Annotated in this window: 16 protein-coding genes and 1 pseudogene; 7 read left to right on the forward strand and 10 right to left on the reverse strand. The window is 60.2% G+C overall.

The window, feature by feature from the left end; genetic code table 11:
* Positions 1-152: 152 nt before the first annotated feature.
* Positions 153-326, forward strand: a pseudogene (locus tag HNO86_RS07020) (DUF2274 domain-containing protein); the annotation flags it as partial.
* 79 nt (positions 327-405) lie between these two features.
* Here HNO86_RS07020 and HNO86_RS07025 read toward each other — a convergent pair.
* The 8 genes from HNO86_RS07025 to HNO86_RS07055 form a co-directional block, all read right to left on the reverse strand.
* The gene (locus tag HNO86_RS07025) at positions 406-2,139 is read right to left on the reverse strand and encodes a UvrD-helicase domain-containing protein (protein ID WP_175376289.1); all 1,734 of its coding nucleotides are present in this window, start codon (positions 2,137-2,139) and stop codon (positions 406-408) included.
* The gene (locus HNO86_RS30210; RefSeq protein ID WP_256672561.1) at positions 2,136-2,924 is read right to left on the reverse strand and encodes an ATP-dependent endonuclease; all 789 of its coding nucleotides are present in this window, start codon (positions 2,922-2,924) and stop codon (positions 2,136-2,138) included. The genes HNO86_RS07025 and HNO86_RS30210 overlap by 4 nt, the downstream gene beginning before the upstream one ends.
* A complete protein-coding gene (locus HNO86_RS30215; RefSeq protein ID WP_256672562.1) occupies positions 2,921-4,219 on the reverse strand; it encodes an ATP-binding protein in 1,299 nt (432 codons plus the stop codon). Before HNO86_RS30215 ends, HNO86_RS30210 begins: the two co-directional genes overlap by 4 nt.
* Positions 4,220-4,297: 78 nt before the next feature.
* Positions 4,298-5,572, reverse strand: a complete 1,275-nt coding sequence (locus tag HNO86_RS07035) for a TIGR02679 family protein (RefSeq protein WP_175376290.1) — start codon at positions 5,570-5,572, stop codon at positions 4,298-4,300.
* Entirely contained in the window at positions 5,569-9,714 is a 4,146-nt protein-coding gene (locus HNO86_RS07040; RefSeq protein WP_175376291.1) for a TIGR02680 family protein, read from the reverse strand. The genes HNO86_RS07035 and HNO86_RS07040 overlap by 4 nt, the downstream gene beginning before the upstream one ends.
* A complete protein-coding gene (locus HNO86_RS07045; protein ID WP_175376292.1) occupies positions 9,711-10,979 on the reverse strand; it encodes a TIGR02678 family protein in 1,269 nt (422 codons plus the stop codon). Before HNO86_RS07045 ends, HNO86_RS07040 begins: the two co-directional genes overlap by 4 nt.
* Entirely contained in the window at positions 10,976-12,523 is a 1,548-nt protein-coding gene (locus tag HNO86_RS07050; RefSeq protein ID WP_218583514.1) for a TIGR02677 family protein, read from the reverse strand. Before HNO86_RS07050 ends, HNO86_RS07045 begins: the two co-directional genes overlap by 4 nt.
* A 263-nt stretch (positions 12,524-12,786) precedes the next feature.
* Positions 12,787-13,701 (reverse strand): LysR family transcriptional regulator, encoded by a 915-nt coding sequence (locus HNO86_RS07055; RefSeq protein WP_256672563.1) that lies wholly within the window; start codon positions 13,699-13,701, stop codon positions 12,787-12,789.
* A gap of 280 nt (positions 13,702-13,981) precedes the next feature.
* Here HNO86_RS07055 and HNO86_RS07060 point away from each other — a divergent pair, with 280 nt between their 5' ends.
* From HNO86_RS07060 to pgm, 4 genes are all read left to right on the forward strand, one after another.
* On the forward strand, positions 13,982-15,004 hold the full coding sequence (locus HNO86_RS07060) for a zinc-dependent alcohol dehydrogenase family protein (protein WP_175376293.1): 1,023 nt from the start codon (positions 13,982-13,984) through the stop codon (positions 15,002-15,004).
* Between the two features lie 574 nt (positions 15,005-15,578).
* Positions 15,579-17,060 carry a hypothetical protein gene (locus tag HNO86_RS07065; protein ID WP_175376294.1) on the forward strand — a complete coding sequence of 494 codons (1,482 nt, stop codon included), beginning with the start codon at positions 15,579-15,581 and terminating at the stop codon, positions 17,058-17,060.
* A 67-nt stretch (positions 17,061-17,127) separates the two neighbouring features.
* Positions 17,128-18,528 (forward strand): PLP-dependent aminotransferase family protein, encoded by a 1,401-nt coding sequence (locus tag HNO86_RS07070; protein ID WP_175376295.1) that lies wholly within the window; start codon positions 17,128-17,130, stop codon positions 18,526-18,528.
* A 137-nt stretch (positions 18,529-18,665) separates the two neighbouring features.
* Entirely contained in the window at positions 18,666-20,312 is a 1,647-nt protein-coding gene (pgm, locus tag HNO86_RS07075) for a phosphoglucomutase (alpha-D-glucose-1,6-bisphosphate-dependent) (RefSeq protein ID WP_175376296.1), read from the forward strand.
* Positions 20,313-20,403: 91 nt separating this feature from the next.
* On the opposite strand, the gene HNO86_RS07080 is transcribed toward pgm, so the two are convergent.
* A complete protein-coding gene (locus tag HNO86_RS07080) occupies positions 20,404-21,099 on the reverse strand; it encodes a pirin family protein (RefSeq protein WP_175376297.1) in 696 nt (231 codons plus the stop codon).
* Positions 21,100-21,390: 291 nt separating this feature from the next.
* Here HNO86_RS07080 and HNO86_RS07085 point away from each other — a divergent pair, with 291 nt between their 5' ends.
* Entirely contained in the window at positions 21,391-23,856 is a 2,466-nt protein-coding gene (locus HNO86_RS07085; protein ID WP_175376298.1) for a UvrD-helicase domain-containing protein, read from the forward strand.
* A 60-nt stretch (positions 23,857-23,916) separates the two neighbouring features.
* Here the strand turns inward: HNO86_RS07085 and HNO86_RS07090 are convergent, their stop codons facing one another.
* Positions 23,917-24,189, reverse strand: coding sequence for a DUF1652 domain-containing protein (locus HNO86_RS07090; protein ID WP_033054957.1), 273 nt, complete (start codon positions 24,187-24,189; stop codon positions 23,917-23,919).
* 263 nt (positions 24,190-24,452) lie between these two features.
* Here HNO86_RS07090 and HNO86_RS07095 point away from each other — a divergent pair, with 263 nt between their 5' ends.
* A complete protein-coding gene (locus tag HNO86_RS07095) occupies positions 24,453-25,268 on the forward strand; it encodes an AraC family transcriptional regulator (RefSeq protein WP_175376299.1) in 816 nt (271 codons plus the stop codon).
* Positions 25,269-25,296 lie beyond the last annotated feature (28 nt).

Below are 25,296 nucleotides of genomic sequence, written 5' to 3' on the forward strand. Positions count from 1 at the left end.
ACCGACCAATGCGGCGAGTGTCGACAGCAAGGGTTTCCTGCCCAACCCTTTCGCAGGTGAAAAGCCATTCTTCATAATCACTGCCCAGAATGCCGAGTAGTACCGGGCGTATCTGAGCGAGGGACAGATGGCAATGCTGCGCCGCTGTCGTCTACGCAGCGCTGCATGCAGAGGCCTATGGTGAGAGGGTTGACGCTCTAAGTCAGATTCCACACATGCTGGAGGCGTTCATGGTAGGAGATCGGGAGGGCTGCGGAGTCGCTACGCACAAGACCAGCGCGCAAACAGGAGCTGTTCCGATCAGCCGAGAACCCCACACTGACTGACGATCTTGCTCCTCAGCAGCAGGCCACTCTGAATCGCCCCGCTGGCTAGGCGGAACTGTTGGGGGGCTGTCACACAGCTTCAGGTCGGGATAGCAAGTTCCACTACGTTGTCGCCTCCAAAAAGACGATTCACCGCTGCGAGAGCTGTATCCGGCATGGTCTGTGTGGCCAGCACGGCGAGTCGCGTCATAGGTCGGGAGATGGATACATAAAAGAGATTACGAGCACGATAGAAGCCCTTTGTGTTCTTTGCATTCAGCGCATTTGTCTCAATTAGCTCGAGTAGTTGTGGCCAGTTATAGTGGTTCCAGCCGCCTCCCAGCACTACAAGAACGTTCTCAAACTCGGCGCCCTTGACGCTATGTTGCGTGGCAAAGGATGTCTGCTTTTCGATGAACTTGACCACCTCAACGACCTCTCCGTAAGGAATGTCCCGCAGCTTGCTGTACCGCATAAGTGCGGATGCATCCTCAGGTATGGGGTCGCCGTTTAGTGCTATGAGTTCTTCGTCGCGCCGCAATACGCGGTCTGGTGGCGATGGACGTCTTGTCACCTTCAGGTGGTCAATGACCTGTCCGATCGTGCCTTCTGCACGCAGCTTCTGGAGGGCATCCATGTCGCGACGCCAACTGGCTTTGTCTTCATGTTTGGTTATCGCAGGACCGGAGCCGAATGCCCTGAACATATCGCCGTAGCGAGATGCGCCGTAGGCTGCACATATGGGTTCAACGACTTCTGCAAAAAACTTGATCGCCGGGTCTTCCTTTTTTGCGAATAGATCGTTACGGCCGCTGAATACCTCAGCGAGGTTGGGATAGCCCTGTTCAGCGGCTAGGACGTTGTGGGTAAGCATCAGTACCTTCGTCCTGCTCAGGTCCCAGCCCTCGGCTTGCAGCCGTTGCATCAAATCTTCCCGAGTGCATCGGGCCAGATCAGGTGGCAGATCCTCTTTGGCGTGCCGGTCATTTGTCCGTTGACCCTTGTAAGCGTTGGTGTGAAAGAAGCGCGCCTCGCCCTTTGCCTCGGGGTCATGAACGGCTTGGTGTAGTTCAGGTCGCAGCTTGTTCAGCACATCTACGACTGCGGGAACCGACCGGAAGTTGGAGCCTTTGGCAATTTCTTTGATCGGATATTCCGCGAGCTCGTATTCACTTCGATAAATGGTTTGCCAGTGGTCTCCAAATAGACCAACGAGGGGCCCGGTTGCGGGCTTTAAGAAGTGCTCGGTAATCGCCTCCATGAATTGGCGATGGGTATCTTGATACTCGTCGATAAAAATCACTGGAAACTGCTGGGTCAAGATGCGTCGAAATTTTTCCTTCTGCAGAAGCTTGGCCATCATCTCTGGGATGTCGTCGTGACTCAGCGTGACTCTGTCCATGTCGACGCCGAAGAATCCCAGGTCGTAATCCACGGGCTTTGAGCCGATACCTCCGCCTTGTTCGACTTTCTCTTTCCGATCCTCCATTTCCCCCACGAGGTCACGTAGCGCCTTCTGAAACTGGCGTAGGAATGCCCACGAGAAGCCGTGGATGGTATTGACCAGAATGGCGGGATGATCCTCAATCTCTTGGGCAATCTCATTACGGGCAACTTCGGTGTAGGTGATGCAGGCTACCTTTTGCCCGGCTCGAACCAAGGCTGGGCCTCGCTCCGCAATCAATCGCTTCAGCGCGGTGACCAGGGAATACGTCTTGCCTGCGCCGGCACCAGCTTCAAGGCGAAAGCTGTGACCCGTATCAAGGGCCTCATTGATCTTTCTTTGAGCCTCTTGTGCAGCGATGAGTGCGGGATTCTCGTCAGGTTTAGTCATACTGCCTCCTCCTTGGCTGGCGCTTCCACGTTCTGTGCGGGTGGAGGAGGGGGTTCGGAAAGCCATGCCAGGCCTTCCTGGATATAGCGGGGTACCACCCATTCTTTCTCGCGAATGGCGAACCGCAAGGCCGTATCCGCTTTCGCGAGCCCCTGGGCGATCTCCCACGCTTCATTGGCCTCGTCCTGTTCCTTTAGCCACTCAAATCGATCCGGGTTTGCTAGAACGAGCGCGTCTTCATAGCTGCGGGCGCATACGTTCGTACCAGGTTTCTCTGCAATCTGATAGGCAATGCGACGGTAGCCGCTTTGCTTCTCTTCGGCAGTCTTGGCAACAAGCTCGGCAGGAGTGATTTGCCAGTCATCCTTTCCCTCGGTATCTTCGGGGCGAAACCATTCCTTGATAGCCGCGTTCGACGTCCGCTCGCCTTCAGCCACAGGGCACTTGTCCCAAGTCGTAATCGTCTTTCCTTTCTTGTTCTGCTTTTCCACCGGTTTGGTTGAATCCAGATCGGTGACGACCAAGGTCTTGAGTTCGAGAAAGTCGAGGAGTGGATAGAAGATGTGCGCATAAGCTCCGCCGACCTCGACGCAGGTTACGTACTGTCTGGCCAGCTTGTGCTTGTCGTCGAGCGACCTATCAACCAATTCGCACAGCCGAGGCATCAGCAGCCGCTCCGTCGTCCCTTCGACCATAATGGCCTTGTCCGCAAAGTACAGATCGCACTTGGTCAACGTCATGTACTGGTGCAGGAAGTTCTGGTCGTCGGGAGAGATACTGCTCATGCCCTTCTTGAAATCTTTACCTTGGTCTGACGAGCATTTGTCTGGCCCGGCGACTCATTTAGGAAATACCGTACTGCTTCAAACGATGCGGCATTTGCAACATGCGGAGAATGCGTCGTGATGACGAACTGAACGTTCCACGCAGCCTCTTCGGGGTAGCTCGCCGACAGCTTTCTAATGGCGGCATTCAGTTGGCCGATGAAAACTTCTTGCATCTGCGGATGCAAATGAGCCTCAGGTTCTTCGACGAAGATTAGATGTGTGGCTGGGCGGGTTGCCTTGGCTCGGTAGGCCTTGTGGTAGCTTTCGAGCTGCAACAACATGTAGATCAGATTGCGAGTGCCGAGACCGTTGTAGCCTTCCGGAAGATGTACCCCGTCTGTGCCGGTGTAGACCACCTTTGTGTGGTCCGACAGCAGGGCCTCAACATTCAATGAGGTCTCGGGCCGAAGCTCGGTATCGTTGAGGCTTGGAAAGCCCAGTACTTCCATGGCCGGCAGCAGCTTCTTCAGCATTTCATCGAAGTTACCTTGAATGCTGCGTTCGATGCCTTCGACTGACGCCTTCAGCTTTGCCGCCAGCTCCTGATCTCCTGCTGCGGCCGTTGGTGCGGAAGCAGTCTTGAATAGCGCGCTGAGCAATTTGCCAATGACATCGGCGTCGCCATGCTTCGCATGGTCGAGAGTTCTTTGTGCGCGAACGAAATTGCACTGCAGTAAAGCCGCTAGTGCGGCCGTACCCTCAAAGTCACGCCGATTGGTATCGTCCGTGGGGTCGATGGCGAACACATGGATGTTGTATGCCTTGGGCAACGTGTCGCGTAATGAGCGGAAGAAGTGTGTTCTTAGCTCGACACCTTCTGGCTCGGCAGGTACATCAAGCAGAGTGTGGAGAGTTGCCAGCGTCGCTTTGTACTCGACGCGCACAATGGCTGTGGTGGAGTCTACGTCCAGGTCAATAACGAAAGGCGCAAGAGGCCCTAAATTCGGGGCGGTGCTGTCGTAGCGGAAGGTTAGAGTAAGAGAGAGCGTCGGGAGTGCTGCGAGTACGTCCTCTGGCTTTGCCGACTTTTCTCTCAGCGTCTTTGCATTGAAGAACCGCTCGCGTTGGGGGGGCGAAAAGTCTTCCAGACGAAATCGCGCTCCGGTCTCCCCGGTGAAGCGATCAAAAATGTCGGTAAACGATGTCTTCCCGCTATTGTTGCGCCCTACGATTACTGTGGAATTTCCTTCCAGCATGATCTCAACATCCTGGAGGAGTCGAAATCCCTCGACCCTAACCTTCTCGATTCGCATGTTTGCTCCCGATTGATTGCCTCTAGTCGTTTCCTGTTTGCCGCCTGGTCTTAGATGCTCTGTTGATGATCGGGCGGATTACTTTTCCCCATGGCTCAGATCGTCTAAGAGAGTGCTGGCAACCGCTTCCTCTGGAATTGCGAGCCCTTGGGTGTCCATGGCGGTGTGCAGCTCTTTGTCCCATAGAGCCTCGACCCCGTTGAGGCCCAAATCGCGTGGTCGCGTCTGCACTACCATCACCGCTTCGAGGTAGTCTCTGCAGCCGAATCGCCAAGGGACTGCCTGCCAAGTACGCATGACGTGATTGCCGATGACGATCCCTGGCCAGTCGTAGTCGCCATGGTAGTGCAGGCGCGCGCCGGCGGCGGCCAACTGGTCGAGTAGAATTCGCTGCGCAGCGGCGGGCATGCCATCGGTGCAGACTAATGGAGCACTATCGGCACCCAGACGGTCGGCGACGATGGCTACTATGTTCGGGTTTTCACATACGTACACATTCCGTCCGTCTACTGCCCAGGAATACGGCTTGCGAACCAATTGCCGCAGTGAGAGGTAGGCGGGCTCGCCAGGCAGCCAGGTGTGGGCTGTGTCTGGCAGCGCAGGCAAGTTAAGAAAGAGAGCAGGGCGGGCCAGCTCGTTGACGAGAACTCCCGCCCTCGACCAGACCTCCCGCACACGCTCTTCGGCTCCACCGCCAGTCTCGGTTGTTGCCTCATCTTCTTGAGAGACGCCCGTGCGCTCGTGCAGGCGCCACGCCGACAGTACCAGGGTCGCAACAGGACGGCCGGGATCCAGCGCATGGGCATCGCCCAGCGTTTCGGCGGCAAGTTGCGAGCGAGGCAGTCCTTCCTCGGGCAGACGGCGGAGCACAGTATCAGTCGCTGCCAGTAGCTGATTGGCGCGCGCGGGATCGCGCCCAAGACGCTTGAGCAGGGGCATGCAGGTTGCCGCGTTTTGCAGCCAGGCGCAGAGGAGAGGGCTGCCTTCGGCCGACGCCGAGGTCGTGAGGGCGGACCATTGTGCCGCTAGCGTTTTACGCAGGCTGGCTTTCGCAACAATGGGGCCATCCAGTTGCGCCAGCGCATCCTGTAGCGAGTTGGCTAGCCCGGCCTCACGCAGTCGTGCATCGAGCTCGGCAATGTCCAGCGTCATCGAGCAAGCTATTCGTGAGGGGCGACCGGTCAGTTGGCAAAGAGCCGAGTACTCTTCCGCGGCAAGGTTGCTCAAGTGAACCGAGGATAGCGACTGCTCGGCATCGGCGAGCTCAAAACGGCGGCGCAGGCGCTGGCGCAGGGCGGCCAGTGCTGGCCCGCCGAGCAGGCGCTGTAGACGTAAGTCGGGGCTGGTCTTCATGCCAAGGGGAACCTGCGATCAGGATCTTCTTCGAGTCGCTTAGCCCGTCCATCCCAGGTCCAGCGCGAGACGAACACCGCATCGATACCTTCGCGACGCTGCAACTGGCAGATCGACACGCCAGGTAGCTCCGCATAGCAGGCCCACTCCCGCTCGCTGGTGATGACGAAATCCAGGTCGAATTCCCGCACCAGGCCCATGCAGTGGGCGCGGGCGGTATCGTCGATACCGGCGAAGGCTTCGTCGAGCAGCATCAAGCGTGGCGCCAAGGGACTGCCGCCGTGGCCGTAGAAACTGGCGATAGCGGCGAACAATGGGACGGTCAGGCCTAACGCGCGTTCGCCACTGGAGGCCGGTCCAGACAGCTTGCGCCATTGACCATCCTGCTGACGCTGGATGCGGAAACGATGCCAATAGCGATAGTCCAGCGCGTGGGCGAGTTGATCGAGAAGACTTCTACCTGCGCTGTCAGCGTCGGCCAGGGCGCGTTCGGCGGCGATCTGCTGTTGCAGCATGGTACCGACCGCACGCCGGTCTTCGGTCGACCAGAGGTCGGCGCTGGTATTGAGCAGGCTCTTGCGTGCGGCCTCCAGGCCTGCCGGTGCGCCTTCCTCGACTGATAGCGGCTCCCATAGCAGGCGGTAGCGTACGCCAGTGGTGGTTGGGCGCTTGTGCAATTCGTTGTTTATCGCCTCGACGCGGTCGTCGGCAGCTCGCATCAGTCGCTGGAGCTCGGCGGCGATTTCTGCCTGGAGGTGATTTTCCAACACTTCACGCTCACGAGCCGACAACAGTTCGCTGCGCTGGGCAATATCCTCGGCCAACAGTAGCGCGAGGGTATCGGGGCGCTCGGCACGGTTCTGGTACTGGATTGTGACGGTGATGCCCCAATCGTTGGGTTCTGAGATGGCCTGGTGGTTCAAGGCGCTCAGCCCGCGCTGCAGTTCACTTAGGTCTTCGGCGATCTGTTTCTGTACGCGGGCCCAAGTGGCCTCGTCATCGGCGATGTCAGCCAGCGCCTGTTCGATGCGGCGGGCTAGGTTCAGCGCCGGGTCGATGCTCCAATGCTCAGGCAATTGCAGGTCCGGCAATGCGGCGGCCAGCAGGCCGCTGGCGCTGAAATGGCGAAGGCGTTCGACGGCCATGGCGCGCTCGTTGCTACGCTCGCTCAGAGTCTGCTCAGTGCGTTCGACGTGCGCTGCGATCACGGCCAGCCGTTTTTCCGCTTCGCCCAGCGCCGTGCGGCGTGTTTCGGCGTCCTGCTCGGCCTGGGTACGTCCGGCGAGCGCGGTGGCCAGTTTGGCCAGCAATTCTTCCACTTGCTGGCCGATGGACTGGCGTAGTGTCTCCAAGCGGACCCGGGCCTGTTCAGCCTGCTCGTCGGCGACCATCAGGGTTTCCTCAGCCTGTTCCAGCACCCTGCGCGCTTCGCCTTCGCGCTGTTGCTGCTGACACTGATCGGGCCATGCGCGCTGCCACTCGCGTGCCGCCTGGACCAGGTGCGCCTGGACGGTGGCGAAGTGTTCCAAGGCCTCTTCGGTTGCTGGTAGCAGCTCGAGCTCTGCCGGCAGGCTCAGGTCGGTCGCGTCGTGGTGTAACTGCTCGCGTGCCGATTGCCATGCGTCTTTGGCTTCCTGGCTGCGTGTTTCGGCCAGCACCAACAGCTGCCGGATCCGATCGACATCACGAGCGGCCTGCAGCGCGACAGCAATCGCATCGTGCAGTGGGCGCTCGGAGGGTACGCTTTTCCGTTCCCGTTCGGCTTGGCTGCGCTCGGCGGCCAGGGTCTCGTATTGTCGTTCGAGCTTGGCTTGCGCCATGTCAAGTTCGGCAAGGAGGGTGGCGAGTGCTTCCAGCCGTCGTTGTCGTGCCAGTTCCCGTGCACTGCGGCCGATGTAGCCTGCTTCGTTTTTTTGCCAGGCACCTGCCAGCGGCCCCAGACGATAGCGACCATCAGGCGACAACCAGGCTTCGGCATCGCTCGGCTCCTGCGTGCCGTAAGCCACGCCCTCCAACAGTGCAGTCAGCGTTGCTAGTGCGATCGGGCAGGCCTCGGGCAATGCCGGGATCAGTGCAGCGTTCAGGTTGGCACCATTCACTGGCGCGCGCTGGTGCCAGCTGCTATCGAGCAGCGGCGTACCGTCGCTATCGCTCAATACCCCATTTGGCGACAGCCAGGCGTCAAGTAGGCCGCTGGCTTCCAGGGCGGCTTCCAGCCCGGCCCGTTGCGCGGCAGCCAGGCTCGGGTGGAAATCCACCAGGTGCCAGAGCGGCGCGCCGTGCCGTTGCAGACGCACACCACTGGCCCGGGTGAGCGGCTCGGCGGGCAGCGCATCTTCGCCGGCGGCCAGGCGGGTGCGCTCGTCCTCGATATCGGCGCGCTGCTTGTCCAGGCTGGTATGGTAACTGTCCAACTCTGCCTGTTGGGCGGCGTGTCGTTGCAGCGTCGTCTGCCAGGCGTTGTCCAGTGCCACTTGCGCCGGGTTTTCGACTTCCGGAAGGGCCACCCACTCGGCCAGTTGTAGCAAGGGTTGCTCAGCATCGAAGCGCAGTTGGATGAGGCTTGTGCAGTGCTCGGACCAGGCTTCGAGCAACGCGCTGCCTGCCTGTTCTGCTTGCTGGTCGGCCTGCTCGCGTTGCGCCAGTGCTATGTCCATTTCACCGCGAATGGTTCGAGCGTGTTCTTGCTTGTCCGCCAGTACCGCTTGGTGTTGGCTAACTTCGGCATGACGCTTACGCAGATGGGCGATGTCCTGGCGCCGACTCCTCACCAGCTCGCGCAGGGCTTCTTCAGCGGCCCTGTACTCGGGCGGATGTGCCGCGAGCGCTTCGGCTTCAAGGCTAAGCAGTGGGTTGATTGCGAGGTCTGCTGTTATAGCGAGTGCTTCGGCCGCGTCCAGCGTACGAGTACGCGACTTGTCCAGCTCATCGCGAGCTTGAATGGCCGCAGCGGTCCGTCGCTGGCTCAGTTCTACTTCGCTATTGAGTTTGCTACGCGCTTCATCGCGCTGTCGGCCTGCCGTGTGAGCTGCATGTTGCCGTTCAGTGGCATTACGCTCTTCCAGGGCAAGACGGTTGGCGTCCTGGTTGGCGGGATCGCTCTGCAGCGTATCTACCAGCTCCCGGGCCGCCGAATACTTCAGCTTCGCGGCTTCGTGCTCCGCAAAAGCCTCACCCTGCGCGTTCTGTGCGCCGGCGAGTTCAGCCTGCGCTTGATTGCGAGCCTCGCTGGCGTTGTCGAAATGGGTTTGAGCCTGGCGTAGTTCTCGTGCCTGGCGCCGCGCCAACATACCGGTATAGATTCGGTAGCGTCGTTCAAACTGGGTGACGGTTTGCTCCAGTAGGCGCGTTTCTTCCAATTGAATGCGGTCTTCCTCCAACTGGTTGAGCGCTTCGGCCACATCGCCCAGCAGCTCGGGTGGTAGCGGTGGCAGCGACTCGCTCAGGGCATTGGAAAGGCCGGTTTCGTCGGGTTTCTTCGACAGTTGTGGCTGGCGCAGCTGGATCAGCGTATCCATCAGCGCGTCGTAGCGCCGTGTCCCTAGCTGGAACAGGCGCTCGTCCACGGCACGGCGATACAGCTGATGGTTTTCGAATAGTTGACCGCGTCCGCCAAGTGCATCGCGCAAGCGTTCGCGAGTAAGAACCTGGCGCTCGGCAGTGGTAAGCCAGAGATCTTCGCCGATACGTGGGTCTAGTGTCGTGCCGTCACCTTCCACGATGAAAAACCAGCTGTCCACTTGAGCCCGGCCATCGACTGCCGACAAACCGACCCCCAGGGTCAGGTAGCGGGGGCGGCCATCGCGCTCGCGTCGGCCGAACTCTATCCAGCTGTAGCCGATACGGCGGGGATAGTTGCCGACCAGGAGGTTCCAGGCCATCTTCTTGCCGCTATCACCGTCGGGCTCGACGCGCGACGAGCGCAATTGTGCGTCCAGCAGCAACGGTAAGGTCAGCGACAGCACCTTGGATTTCCCGGTGCCGTTATTGCCGCGCAGAAGTAAATGACCATCGTGGAACCAGAACTCCTCGCTGTCGTAGTGGAACAGTTCGACGAGGCCAAGACGTAAGGGCTGCCAGCGTTCGCGCAGAGGTTTGGGCAGTGCGGGGCGGGAGGGGGTGATGAATAGGTCACTGGTCATGCGTCAGGCTCGGTTAGAAACAGGGTTTCGGCCCCTTGGGCGTTGCGCACCTCGGTCTGTCCGAGGGAGAAGCGGGCAATGGCGGGCAACGGATGTACGCCATGCATATCACGCAGCATTAGGCCCAGACGACATAGGCGAGCGATGGCGATTTCCGCCAGCTCGTGTTCGGCGCCTGGCGCGCGCGCCGATTTGCGCCAGTAGCGACCATATCGCCCAGCGGCCTCGTGCAGGAACAGGGCAATCTCGCTTTCTGTCGCTCGCAATGGGGCACGTTTATTCCGCAGACGCCGGGCCAGGTACTCCGCTACCAGCAGCGTTACATGAGCCTCAGTGCCCTCGGCGGGCATGGCTACATCCGTCAGTTGCCCGCTCTCGTCGATCAGGGCCAGGCCTTCGGCGCGTTGCTCGGCGACCAGTCCGGTGGCTTCACACAAGCGGTTGGCGAGAACACCACGCTGATTGAGGAAATAGCTGCGCGTCTCTTCATCCAGGCTGTCGGTATACAGCACCGGATCGTCGAGCAGGCGTCGCGCCAGGTGGTGGCGTATGGCGTCGCGCCTGCCTTGCTCGCTGTCCGCTGTAAAGCCGGCCACCAGTGCATGCAGCCGCGCCTCGGTATTTCCCGGAGTCTCCTCTGTGCTCCAGGTCGAGGGCCCGCGCACCGCCGCCAGCAGGCCGGCCAGCAAGCGCCGGTGAATGTCGTAGAGCGCGTCGGACTGTGGCCCGCTGCCGTCCTGTACGTAACTCTCTTCCTCGCCAGCGACACGTTCGAGAACGCCATGAGCCAGGAGGGTACGGCACACCATGACCAACTCGCGTCTTTCGGCAGCGCAGTGCAAGGTGAAGGCGAAACCCAATGTCTGCAATGCCGGGTCGGCGGCTTGTTGTACGATCCGTTCGCCGATCTGTCGCAGGGTGATCTGCGGGTCGGCTCGCTCCAGCACTGCAGCAGCCAGACACAGCAGTACATAGCGACGCCGGTCATAGTCCGGCAGGCCGCGGGTCGGAGCGGACAGGTCGGCCGGGCGCTTGAACAGGCGGGCACCCTCGCGGTCCACATGCAGCGGCCAGCCGGTCTCGCGGGCGAACCACTCGCGCAGGCGCTCGGCTTGGCGACGTACGGCGAGGAAATCCGCGTGCCCTGGCGGCATGAGCGGGCACATCAGCAGGCTGCGCAGAGCCCGGCGGAATTCGTCTCGCTGCTGCGCCTTCTGTGTTTCTCCGACATGTCGGGTGCCACGGCGGGACGAGGGTATGCTCATGATCTGTCCTCGGTGAGCCGGATCGTCAGCAGATGATCCCGGCCGGAGAACATCCCGGCTGCCGTGCAGATTTGGGCGCGGCTGTTTTCAGCCAAAGGTTCCAGGTGAATATGCAGCAGACCGTCGCCCGTTTGGCGCTCGACAGGGCTGTTCGGATCCTGTTGTTCAGCCAGTGCCTCGCCAAGCAATCCCAGAAAGAGGCCGAAGGCATGCACATCGAGCTCGCCCAGCTCCGATAAGCGTGTCGGGCGGCCGCTCGCCAATCGCCGGCGCGCGGCCTCGACCTGGCGCGATTCCTCCGCCAATTGCTGAGCCATCAGCGCCCGATCCCGGCTACGATCGCGCACTTTCGCCAGTGCGCCGCGCGGTGCGGCTTCACCATACTCGCGCAAGCGCGGATTGATGATCAGCGGAGGTGCATCCAGCCAAGAGGTGCTCGCTGGCACGTCGTCCGCATCAGCAACCTCTAGTGAGAAGTGGCGCGCTGGGTGCAGCGCGAACGCTGCTTGCGCGAGACGGTGTGCATCGTCGTCGCTGTCGCATGCAGCGAGCCACTGCGCCAGCACTCGGAAATCGGCCGATCGATCGCTGCGCCCGCTGCGTCGCTCATTAATTGCCGCGATGGCGCTAAGCAGTTGCGGAATCGCCGATCGCGCTCGGGCACGCAGTAGTTCTGCTTGAGGCGGTTCGTTGCCGGTGGCCAGAAACCAGCCACGCAATCCTTTCCAACGCTCGCGCCAGATATCCTGGCGACGCTGCGTTTCCTCTGCCTGCTCGCCAGTGTCGTCGGGGGCGGCATCACGCGCTTCACGTGCAGCGACTTGGCGTAAGACATACTCGATGATGGCGGACAGTTCATGCAGCGTGCGGGCGATGGCATCGGAGCGGCGGATCAGATCACCCATAAAGCGCTCGAGATAGTCGATCAGCCGTCGCTTGTAAGCGACCAATGCGGTGGCGTCGGCCTGCTGCAGCTCTAGACTACGTGCCACTCCAGCCATGAACGCCTGGGCGTTTTCAGTAAGACCCTCAAACACTCGCACTAGGTCGCGCAGAATCTCATGTGCCTTGGCGGTATCAAGGTCGTTGCCGGATTGTGCCTCAGCCATCAATCGCTGCAAGGCTCGTAAGCGGCTGTCGATGTCCTCCAGCGCGACTGTCTGCAGTTCTGCACGATGACGTAGGCTCTGCGCGAATGCTATCAGGCCGGCCTCTACCGCCTCGCCGCCGCGCGAGAGCCTATAGAGAAAACGTGCCCGGTAATAATCGTTGAGCGTGGATACACGCGTCATGTCCGGCTGCGATTCGAGATTGCCCCAGGTCGCCAATTGAGCTAATGCAGCGGCAACCTCTTCCTGAGCCGGTGGCGTCCGATGACTCCAGTTTGCTTCAGATAATACTTCGTCGGGCCGTAATTGCAGGCGGTACTGGCGCTTGGCAGCAGCGAACACCTCCATGATGGCACGATAGAGGGCCGCCTTTTCCGCAGTGGCGTGGCGGAACAAATCCGCTGAAGCTTCCGGCCAGGATGAGTTGTGAATCACCAAATTCTACCTCAGTGACCTTCCGTGATCGATGAGACCATTCTTCAGTTCTCTTCGCTATTTGCCAAGCTTTCCCTGCGAGCCAAATACTTAGGAGTTTTTTTGTGTCGGGGCCCTGAGCATCTTCGGTTGGGGGCATCATTTTCAAACCATCCAAAGCATGCCCTCAAATATGCCCCAAATGTAGCAATTAGCTGGAAGTAAATAGCTATTCGAGGCTAGAAAAACGCAGAAATGATCAGCTAACAAGCATGCGCCAGCCCCTAAAGACTGTCAGGGTCGCCGAAGAACATCTGAATCCTCGAACGCAGCCAGCGCTCCCCGGGATCGTTATCCTGCGACCCGCGCCAGGCCATGTGCAACTCGAAGCTACGCGTCGGCAGCGGCGGCTCTTCAGCCCGTACACCGCCCGCTGCGGTCAATGCTTCGGCCGTGTAATCGGGGACGGTGGCAACGATGTCGGTGCCGGCGAGGAGGGTGCTCAGGCCGTTGAACTGCGGCACGGCCAGGACCACGTGGCGTTTGCGGCCGAGCTTTTCCAGTTCTTCATCGATAAAGCCGCTGAGGTCGCCGGCGAAGGACACCAGCGCGTGGGGCCGTGCGCAGAAGTCGTCGAGGCTCAGGGGGCCGGGGACGGAGTCGGCGCGCAGCAGTTTTGGCGAGCTGCGGCGCAATACTTTGCGCTTGGCGTTCGCCGGCAGGTCGGTGGTGTAGCTGACGCCGATGGAGATTTCACCCGAGGCCAGCAGGCTAGGCATCAGGATGTAATTGACGCGCCGAATGACCAGCACGATCCCCGGCGACTCGGCGCGCAGGCGCTTGAGCAGCATCGGCAGCAGGGCGAACTCCACGTCGTCCGACAGACCGATGCGGAACACCGCATTACTGGTGGCCGGATCGAAATCGGCCGCGCGGCTGACGGCGGTGGAGATCGAATCCAGCGCCGGCGAGAGCAGGGCGAAGATCTCCACGGCGCGCGCGGACGGCTCCATGCTGCGCCCGGTGCGGACGAACAGAGGATCGTCGAACAGCCCGCGCAGACGCGAAAGCGCCGCACTGATCGCCGGCTGACCGAGGAACAGCTTCTCTGCAGCGCGGGTCACGCTGCGTTCGTGCATCAGGGTTTCGAATACGATTAACAGGTTCAGGTCGACACGACGCAGGTCATTACGATTCATCTGGAGTCCTGGCAGAGTCAGCAAGCTTGACGTGAGCGGGCATATGAGAACAATGGCCAGCAGGAATATTACGGGGTATTGCTGGTACTCTGCACCGAGAAATTGAGTTTTTCCTGCATCAAGCGGTCAAAATTCCTACAACAATGAGCGACTTTGGATGACGCTCCCGCTGCTGCGGAATTAATGACAGGCATGTCGACTATTAATAGCCACTGATAGTGTTGGGGCAAAAGCCCAGCTAGAGTTCAGGGCATTAGAGGTTCATTTGGCGAGGTTTGCGATGTCCCGCACGATCCGTTTTCACAAGTTTGGTTCAGCCGAGGTGCTCAAATGCGAAGAGCATGCAGCGGCTCTGCCTGCACCCGGCGAAGTGCAGGTACGCGTCGAAGCCATTGGCATCAGTTGGTATGACATTCTGTGGCGTCAGAACCTGGCGTCGTCCCATGCCCGTCTGCCTTCGGGTCTTGGCCAGGAAATGGCTGGTGTTGTCACCGCAGTCGGCGAAGGCGTCGATGACCTGGCAGTGGGCGACAAGGTCGCCAGCTTCCCGGCCGAAAGCCCGAACGACTATCCGGTCTACGGCGAGCAGATCGTTCTGCCGCGTTCGTCCCTGACCCGGTACCCGGATGTCCTGACGCCGATCCAGGCGGCCGTTCACTACACGCCGCTGCTGGTTGCCTATTTTGCTTACGTCGATCTGGCACGGGTCAAACCGGGCGAGTTCGCCCTGGTCACCGATGCCAGCCACTGCTCGGGCCCTTCGTTCGTCCAGCTGGGCAAGGCTTTGGGTGTGCGGGTGATTGCCGCGACCAAGTCGGCCGATGAGCGTGAATACCTGTTGGCCCTGGGTGCCGAGAAAGTCATCGTCACCGAGGAAGAAGATCTGCTGATGCGGATCAACAAGATCACCGACAACCGCGGCGTGAACGTGGTGTTCGATGGCCTGGGTGGCCCGCAGATGTCGCTGCTCGGCGACGTGCTGGCGCCCCGTGGCAGCCTGGTGCTGTACGGCCTGCAAGGCGGCAACCAGACGCCGTTCCCGGCCTGCGCGGCGTTCCAGAAGAACATCCAGTTCTTCGTACACTGCATCGGCAACTTCACCGGCAAGCCGGAACTGGGCATCATCCAGGACCAGGTCGCGCTGCAGCGTGCCTTGCGTGACATCAACCAGCTGACCGCCGATCGCGTGCTGCTGCCGCTCGAGACTCGGGTCTTCCCGTTCACCGAGTTTGTCGAAGCGCATCGCTACATGGGCGAATGCCCGTGCCGCGAAAGGGTTGCCCTGCAGGTCGAACCGGCCTGATTGCTCCGATCGCCGCCACTCGAAGAGTCCGTGTCCCCACGGACTCTTTTGCTATCTGCGCCCCGTAAATCAGACATCCGTTGACCGGTCGACGGGACAGTTCAGCAACTGAACTGGTTTTTGCTCTGGATCTGTGGCTTCTAATCAGCAACTAAGCCTTGATAATTGAATGATTACTTTCATCTCAAGGAATGAGTCATGGGCGAGTATAAAGTCGATACTTTTCAGTGCGCTACACGGTCATCTATTCAGAAAAGAACGAACTTTCCTGTTGTTGTAGAACAATCGGCTGCAACTTCTTTCTTTATTTCCTGTATCCCATGTCTGTGGGACTACGTAGGACATTTCCTAGGACATTGCGCGCAAACGCAAATTTCCTTTAAACCCTTGAGGTTACGGCGGCTGGCGTGTGCGCAGGGTGGTGAAGGTTGCGTCGCCCCTCCAATGCTGGTCTGAAAACTTAAGTGCTAGCATTCGGCACTAACGCCTTATTTCATTTCATTCTCCGGCCATTCCCTGCACCGCGGGTGCAGTTGTCTGCGCATTATCGAACTTACGTATCAGGTAAATAACGATGACCAATATCCATGACCAGGCCATGAAGTATGTCTATCAACAAGTACTGCAACGACTGCTGAGTTTTTTCTCCCGCGCGGAACGCACGGCGTTGCAATTGCTGATTCAGCGCCTGGGCGTGGCCGCGGGTGGCATGGAGCGGATCGGTGAGTTCAAGGTCCTGGCGGTGCAGAATGGATCCCGCGACAACTGTTACGCCCTGGCGCTGCTGCGCGCCGCGCAACTGACCATCGCCAGCCGAGCGCCTTCCACATTTCGCTTGCGCGTGGCGAGCCTGCGTCTCAACAGCAGTCACCCGGCGGCGCTGGAAAACGTTCATCGCAGTTACAACGCGCTGTTCCTTTATGACGACCCCAGGGTGGAAGTGCTGATGGTCGATAACCGCGAAGTGCTGGCGTTCGACCATGCGGCGCCGATTTCCCCGGCCGGACGTGCCACCAATCGCACCAACCTGCTGATGCTCGGGCACCGCAGGGCGTGGGACGGGCTGTTTGATCTGTGGGATGACTGCTATCTGGCCAGCGGGGAGTTCCACGCGCAAATCTCCCGCTGGAACCACGGGGTCGATGCCTTGATCAGTTGCGATTCCCCGCGTCAGCAGAAGCAGTACCACGAGGGCGTGCGGCGGGCGGCGATCAAGGCCGGTCTGCACTTTTCCAGCCAGCATAAACCCGACAGCACCGGACTTTTCCCTTTGCTGGACGAACTCGGCAACCAGGGTTATCAGCGCTTCTACAGCGAAGAGGTCCAGCTGCCCTGGCGTCCGGTCGATCAATTCGAAACCTGTCGTCGTGCGACGGTGATCGATATTCACGACATGCTGGTCAGCAACAGGGAAGAGCGCTGGCCGTTGCTCACCGAGTTTCTCGGTTTCAAGCCCGACGAACTGTCGGCGCACCTGAGCGACAACGAACACGTGGGCTTGGCGGTGACGGCACACCTGCGAGGCCTGCAGGCCTGTTTTGTGGAAGACGGCACCTACGAGGACGGCGTCGCCAAATACCTGCAACGGGCCTTGGTCATGATGCGTCGCAAGCAGTTGCCTGAGCGTTTGTGCGAGCAGGCGGTGGAAGCGTTCGGCAATCCGTTGACCCTGGTAGAGCTGCGCGCTCGGGCAGCCGCCGAGGCGCAACGCAGCCTCGGCCTGAGCGAGGCGCAGATGGTCTGCCTGGTGTTTGCACCCTTTGCCAACAAGGCGTCGCAGCTTGAACGTTTCCTGCGCCAGTGCCATCCGGGCATGCTGGTGGCCTTGCCGGATCTGCATCGGGCGATGCAGGGCTATCCGGTCGCCGACCAGATCCTGCAATGGCTGATGGACGTCAGCGGGCTGTCGGTCAGCCTGATTGCCAGGCTTTATCGCATGCCGCGTCTGCCCATCCCGGAGGGCAGGCCTGTCGAAACGCCAAGCGAAGGGCAGGACGAGGATGCGGACACGGACGATGCTCCGTCGATGGCAGGCGAACGCTCGGCAGGTCGCTGAACGTGCGTGGATTGACCGTCATCCTGGCGCCGCGAACCCCGCGGCGTCGTCCCCATGGCCCGATTCCATGAAAGGGCCCCGTGAATCCGATTTCGCCTATCAGGCGGTTTACCGTTACCTGACCAGCCTCATTGGTGAAAACGCCAGCGAGATGCACGTGCGCCTGCCGTCGTTGCGCCAGCTGGCCGAGCGCTTGAATGTTTCCATCTCGACCATTCAGTACGCCTACTCGCTGCTGGAGAAAGAAGGGCGGGTGTACTCGGTGGCCAAGTCCGGTTACTACGCGCTGCCCGCACCGGCGATCAACCTGCACTACCAGGGCAACGACCTGCTCGAAAGCGTCTACATCAATGCCCGACGTCCCGGCATGCTGGTATTGAGCTGCGATGAGCCGGTGCTTTTGCAGTCGATCGACAGCCCGTTGCTGCTGCAGGAGCGAGAGCTGCTGCGCCAGTACCCGCGCCAGCCACAACCGAACTCGCAACCCTGCGGCGAATTGGAACTGCGCATGGCATTGGCCGCGCGTTACACCACGTCGCCCGTGCGCTGCTGGCACGCCGATGACGTCTATATCGGTGCCGATCTGCGCGGTGTGCTGGAAATCCTGATTGCCGTATTGGGCCTCAGGGACGCCACCGTGGTGATCGAATCGCCTTGTGACTGGGTGATTCTGCGGCTGTTTCAGGGGGCGGGCGTGCGGGTGATCGAATGGCCGCTGCAAGCCAATGGCCGCTTGCATCACGATCGGCTCAAGCATCTGCTGGAAACCGAACCGGTGCGCCTGGTCATGGTGTCCTCGGGTTTGAACATGCCCCGGGGCAGCCAGGCGCCGGATGACGATCGCCAGGGCGTCGCGCAATTGCTTGACCGCCATGACTGCTGGGTTCTGGAAAACGACTGTTACGGAGAGCTCGGGTTCGAGGCACCGGCCGTGCGCTTTCGCGATCTGCTGGCACCGGAACGGCTGATGATCTTTTCCACCTTCGAAAAGATCATCGGCCCGGAGGCGCCCTATGGTTATCTGTTGTCCCGCCACCTGAGCGGCGAATGGCAGCGGCATTTCCTGTTGCGGGCCTTTCGCCTGTCTTCGATTCGCCAGAAGGCCATCGCCCGTTTGTACAGCAATGGCCGCATCGACCAGCATTTGCAGTCGCTGCGACGCAGGCTCAAGGAGAGCAAGCTGCAGATGATCGAATTGCTGGGCGAGCGAATGGGCGAGGCCCTGCAGTTCGTCGAGCCGCAAGGGGGCGCCACAATCTGGTTGCGATCGTCACGCCGGGTCGATGTGCGCCAGGTGTTCCAGCGCCTGCTCAAGGAACATGTGGTGATTGCGCCGGGCGAGCTGTTCAGCCTGCAGGGCTTGCATACCCAGCATTTGCGCCTGAGTCATAACGTCGGCAGCGACCATGATCTGGTCACCGCGTTGGGTCTGTTGGGCGACGCCCTGCGTCTGGAGTCGATCGATTGAGCGGGCAGGCTGGCAATTTATAACAGTGGGCCTGCGCCTCGCCGGGATCTATAACGTCGCGCGATGGTCAAACTGCCAGTAAACTGCGTCGCAGTATCCTGAACCATCTCCTGAACCACGCTATCCAGAGGTTTTGCATGACACTCAGTCCTTTTGCGGGTAAACCGGCACCGGCAGAATTGTTGGTCGACATCCCGCGACTGGTTACGGCGTATTACACCGGCCAGCCTGATGCCGCCATCCCGACCCAGCGCGTGGCGTTCGGCACGTCCGGGCACCGAGGCAGCTCCTTCGACCTGAGTTTCAACGAGTGGCACGTGCTGGCGATCAGTCAGGCAATCTGCCTGTACCGCGAGGCCCAGGGCATCGATGGTCCGCTGTTCGTCGGTATCGACACCCACGCGCTGTCCACCCCGGCCGGCGCCAGCGCCCTGGAAGTGCTGGCCGCCAACGGCGTGACGGTGATGATCGCCGAAGGCGACGAATACACCCCGACCCCGGCGGTTTCCCACGCGATCCTCTGCTACAACCGCGGGCGCACCACGGGCCTGGCGGACGGCATCGTCATCACACCGTCCCACAACCCGCCGCAAAGCGGTGGCTACAAATACAACCCTACCAACGGTGGCCCGGCCGATACCCACATCACCAAGTGGATCGAAGCCAAGGCCAACGAACTGCTGGCCAACAAGCTGGCCGGCGTCAAGCGCATCAGCTACGAGCAGGCGCTCAAGGCCAGCACCACCCATCGTCACGACTATGTGAATACTTACGTCGCCGACCTGATCAACGTCATCGATTTCGACGCCATCCGTAACGCCAAGCTGCGTCTGGGTGTCGATCCGCTGGGCGGAGCAGGGGTGCGCTACTGGTCGGCGATTGCCGAGCACTACCGTCTCGATCTGGATGTGGTGAACAAGGAAGTGGATTCGACTTTCCGCTTCATGACCGTCGACTGGGATGGCCAGATTCGCATGGACCCGTCTTCGACTCACGCCATGCAGGGCCTGATCGGCCTTAAAGAGCGCTTCGACGTGGCCTTCGCCTGCGACCCGGACCATGATCGCCACGGCATCGTCACGCCGTCCGGTGGCCTGCTGGCGCCGAACAACTACCTGGCGGTGTCCATCGATTACCTGTTCCAGAACCGTCCGCAATGGCGCGCCGATGCCGCCGTGGGCAAGACCGTGGTCAGCAGCGGCCTGATCGACCGCGTGGCCAAGCGCCTGGGTCGTCGCCTGTACGAAGTGCCGGTGGGCTTCAAGTGGTTTGCCGATGGTCTGTTCGATGGCTCCCTGGGCTTTGGCGGCGAAGAAAGCGCCGGCGCCTCGTTCCTGCGCAAGGACGGCGGCGTCTGGAGCACCGACAAGGACGGTCTGATCCCGGCCCTGCTGGCGGCGGAAATGACCGCACGTACCGGTCGCGACCCGAGCCAGGCTTATCGTGCGCTGACCGATGAACTGGGCGAACCGTTCTCGGTGCGGGTCGATGCCAAGGCCAATCCTGAGCAGAAGGCGCTGTTGAGCAAGCTGTCGCCGGCTCAGGTCACCTCGACTGAATTGGCCGGTGAGCCGATCCAAAGCATTCTCAGCCATGCACCGGGCAACGAACAGGCCATCGGCGGTTTGAAAGTCATGACCGAAAACGGCTGGTTCGCGGCACGTCCGTCGGGCACCGAGGATATCTACAAGATCTATGCGGAAAGCTTTGTCAGCGATGAACACCTGAAGCAGCTGGTTGCCGAAGCCCAGACCCTGGTGGACGGCGCAATCTCCACCAAGTAACGCAACCCCCTGGAGCGAGGCTTGCCTCGCTCCTACAGGGTTTGGTGGTGTAATGCACAAAAAGGGCGACCTCCATGGTTGCCCTTTTTTGTCAGGCCAGATCCACCAGCACGATTTCGCTGTCTTCGATCGCCGTCACTCGCAATACATCCTCTTCAGCCACCGCAACACCGTCTCGAGCTTGTGCGCGCAAGCCATTGACTTCAATCACACCGGTCGCCGGAACCAGGTAGGCACGACGGCCGCTGTCCAAACGATACTCGGCGCTTTCGCCGGCTTTGAGGTTCGCCGCCACCAACCGCGCATCGGCACGGATACGAAGGCTCTGATCATCACCCGCCTTGCCGCTGGCCAAAGTCACGAAACCTTCGCGCCCGTCTTTCGGGAAGGGTTTGGCGCCCCAGGACGGTGCCAGGCCGGATTCATTGGGGATGATCCAGATCTGGAAGATCTTGGTCGGCGTCGCTTCCAGGTTGTATTCGCTGTGGGCGATACCGGTGCCGGCGCTCATGACCTGGACGTCACCGGCTTCGGTGCGGCCCTTGTTGCCCAGGTTGTCCTGGTGGCTGATCGCGCCTTCACGTACATAGGTGATGATTTCCATGTCCCGGTGCGGATGCTGCGGGAAACCGGTGCCGGGGGCGATCACGTCGTCGTTCCAGACCCGCAGGTTGCCCCAGTTCATGCGCTTGGGATCGTAATACTCGGCGAACGAAAAGTGGTGATGGGCATTCAGCCAGCCATGGTCGGCACCACCGAGGGAATTGAAAGGTCTGAGTTCAAGCATGATCGTCTCCTGTAAAGGTTCGTCATGGTGGGCAGAGAAGGGTGCAGAGCGCCTGAGCCACGAAGAGACCGTTGGTTGATGACGGGCATCATCCTTCAGGCAACGATCGATAAAAAGCGTAAAAAATACCTCATAACAATCGAGTATCTTGATATAAAACAGCCTCGAAACATTCTCACCCGGCTTTCAGTTGATCGCATAACCCAATGAGTCATAAGCATTTCACTAGAACTCAACGGCAAATGCAGACACCATAGCCCGCAACAGCCTCACACCCTGGAGCCTTTCCGCGTGTCGCAACACACCCCCGATCTCCCTCCCGAACTTCTTCCGTTGGCCGAGATGTCGCTCTTCAAGCGCCTGGCCGCCCGGTTCTTTGGTCACGGCCTGACACGCCTGCGCGCGCAACACCGTGCGTCGTGGCTGCATGGTCAGGCGGACGGCTTTCGCAGCGGGCACACCGCCGGGGTCGAGTATGGCTATAAGGAAGGCCGGCTCGAAGGTCTGGAAGAGGGCCGGCAGGTCCTGCTGATTCGCGACTCGCGTTCAACCGAGCATCGGCCACCGAATATCGACGATCACCTGTTCGATGACTGGCGCCTGCCGCTGACGGCCGAGCTGAAAAAGCGCATGAAGGCCGACGTTGCGCGTCTATTGCCAGCCCACGCGCAACCGAGCGCCGCGCAGTGGAAGATGATCTTCAGCGACACCCCTTCGACGTCGGTGATCGCCGGTGCGGGCGCGGGCAAGTCGACGACGCTGGTGCTGCGTATTGTGTTGCTGAGCCATTACCTGGGCTTCGAATTGAGCTCGATGACCGTGGTGACCTTCACCCGCGAATCGCGCAAGGACTTCATCAATAAACTGATAGAACTGTTTGCCCTGTGGGGACGCACCCTTGGCTTGAAGGAAGCGCGGGATCTGGTGCGCACCTTCCACTCGCGGATTCTACCGATGGTCCGCAGCCTGCCGGGCTTTGAGCGCCTGCAAGCCTTCGAAAACCTCAGCCTGCGCCCGCAAGGCGGCGACGAGGAAGTCGACAGCAACCCGTTCGACCTGCGCATCAACGATGCCCAGCGCCAGCAACTCAATGCCTGCTATCACGCCCTGCATACCCGTGATGTACGTTTCCGCGAGCTGATCCAGCCGCTGTCGCGCCACGCCCTGCAACTCAAGGAACTGGAGCGCGATCACCCGGATGTGCAGAAACGCGTGGCGGTCACCGAGCTGGCGGCCAAGCGCGACGAAGAGCTGTGCGATCTGGTCGAGGATCTATGGGTACGCGCCGGCGCCTGGCCAATCAAAGGCATAAAGCCCAATCGTCAGGTCTTTGATATCAACGGCTCGAAATTCCATAGCCACGGCTACATTCCATCGCTGGATGCCTGGGTGATACTGGGCTTCGATCCCCGGGAAAACCCGCAGGTGACACGCCCGAACGCCAAGCTGACGGTGCGCGCGGAGTGGGCGGTAAAACGCACCCTGTTTCAAGCCTTCTGTCGTAAACCATTGATTTGGCTGGATAGTTACGATTCATCGAAACGTGTTCTGGCCTCGCTGGCTGGCGACGCCAGTGCCGGGCCGGGCTTCGATTACAAGGTCAAGGGCGAGCTGGCTTCGGCGCCCTTGCTGGATTGTTTTGTCGCCGCCGCCGGCTTTATCGAGAACCTGGGGCTGGACGTGCCGGACGCCGTCAGCCAGATGAGTTTCGCCAAGGATGATCCGGACCGGTTTTTCTTCGAGGCCCTGAGCCTGTTCTGGCGGGCGCTGGAAGATCATCTGCTGGACCAGAAACCGCCGATCATGACCTATAACCGCATGTTCGCGCTGTTCAGCGAGCATTCGCCGGAGAACCTCAAGCTGCTGGGCGATGACTTGTTGCGACCGATGTCGCACCTGATGATCGACGAATTCCAGGACGTTTCGCCGCAGATCGTCTCGTGGATCCGCGCCAGCCTGGCCGAGATCCGCAGTCGTGGGCCGGCCATGCACGTGGGGCGCGGCGCCCAGCGTTCGTCGCTGCTGTGCGTCGGCGATGACTGGCAGTCGATCTACGGCTGGCGCGGCAGTTCGCCGAGTTACTTCATGGAATTCAACAAGACGTTTTCCTCGCCGAGCACCACCAAGGTCATGCTCAGCGACAACTACCGCAGCCATCAATACATCATCGACGCGGCCGAACACATCGTACGCGCAGCGCCCGCGATTGCCGGCAAGAAGGCCAAGGCCTGCGGCGAGCCGAAGGATCTGCGGCCGGTCAATGTGCTCGATCGCGATGATCAGGGTATGGCCAAGCAGCTGATCGAACACTATCGAAAGGGCGACTCGATCTTGATGCTCTATCGAAAAAGCAGCGATAAGTCATTGATTGAAGAGCATATTCAGTCTGTAGTTAATGTTGATTCTAGCTTGCCTCATGAGGCGCGCCGCCTGAAGCAACTGACCTATCACAGTGCCAAGGGCCTGCAGGCCGACGCGGTATTTCTGCTGGGCGACTGTCAGCATCTGACCAGTTCGCCCTACAAGAACCAGGTCTATCGCATGGCGGGTTTGGGCAAGGCCGGCGACAACGAAGCCTACGACAACGCGCAGAAAGACGAGATCCTGCGTCTGGCGTATGTGGGTATCACCCGCGCGGTGAGTCATTGCTACTGGTACGTCGACGGGCAGGACACCCAGGCGGCCAATCTACCCAAGGCGTCCGACCGCATCGGCAAGGGCAAGCCGTTCTTTGCTGATCAGCGACGCGAGGCATAAAACGATCCGCCACAAAAAAAGCCCACATAATGTGGGCTTTTTTACAGACTAAAACGACCCTCAGGCATAACTCCTCAAGGCCACCGGTGGAATGAACGCTTCCAGCTCATCTTCCACCGCTTCGATTATTCGTTCGACATCCGCGGCATTCATCACCGTCGCGCAAGGAATGCCGGCAATGGCGATCATGGTCTCGCCACTGGCACGATCAAACAGACGGGCAATCATGCTGCCCGGCGCATCCATGCTCGCCTCGAAACCCATGGGATGAAAATGCCAGCGCATCAGCTGGCAGGCGTTTGGAAACGTGACCTTGCTGAACCCTTTGTTCATGTGTAGCCCACCTTCTTCATCGAGCGCTTCCTTTAGCTCACGTTAGGAGGGAAGAGCCCTCATTGGCTCAACCAGTGACAGACCTTAAAAGTAGCATCGGCATGTGAAAAGAATGTGTTTTTTTCAGGCCGTTTGGCGATTGCATCTCATTTTTTATGCGGGGCGAGGCGCGCAAACGTTTCACGCAAGACCACGCCCACGGTTTGGCGATTGAAGCAGGCGTGGAAGTTGGGCAAGCTCGGCTTTTTTTCATCGAGACCTTTATGCACGCCGAGGATGATGGCCCGCAGCAAACCCAGGCCACGGCCGAGACGGTCATGCGTTATCACTTGCGCTGGAAGCACCGGGATCTGGACGGGGTGATGGCGCTCTATCACCCGGATGTTCAGTACAACGACTTTTTCCAGAACCGCGTGATGGGCCTGGACGAATTGCGCGAATACGTACGCAGCAGCATGCCTCGCGATCCCGATGAAGCCCTGGAACACTCGGACCGCATTCGCCTGGACGGCAACACCGCGTTCATCCAGTACCGCATCACCCTGCGTGGCGGCGAAGGCCTGGTGTCGTTTCGTGCCAGCGAAGCGATCACCGTGCGCGACGGTTTGATCTGGCGGGTCAATGAATACGCCTCACTGGTCCGTGAGCAGGCCACGCGCAAGCATTCGACCGCCCAGCGCCCGGCAGTCAGTCGACTCGGCCTGTCGCCCCGGCAATTGAGTTTCATGGCCGATGACCTGCAGCAGTATTTCCAGCGCCAGCAGCCTTATCTCGACCCTGAGCTGGATTTGCAGCGAGTGGCGAAGGAGTGCGGGTACAGCCGCAATCAGATCTCCTATCTGCTCAATCAGGTGCTTGGCCAGAGCTTCTACCGCTACGTCAACCAGGCTCGGCTGCAGCATTTGCTGACAGCGCTGGATCAGGCCACGCCACCGCTGCGCATCGACGAACTGGCGTTTGCCGCGGGCTTCAACTCGCTTTCCGCGTTCTACAGCTGTTTCCGCCAGCACACCGGCCAGTCGCCCAAGGCTTATGTGAAGCAAATTTCTCTGCGTGCACGCGCGCAAGACAATTCCTGAGATCACCCACTAGGATCGACGCCATCGA

It is taken from the genome of Pseudomonas sp. C1C7 (assembly GCF_013359595.1).
Taxonomy (GTDB): Bacteria; Pseudomonadota; Gammaproteobacteria; order Pseudomonadales; family Pseudomonadaceae; genus Aquipseudomonas.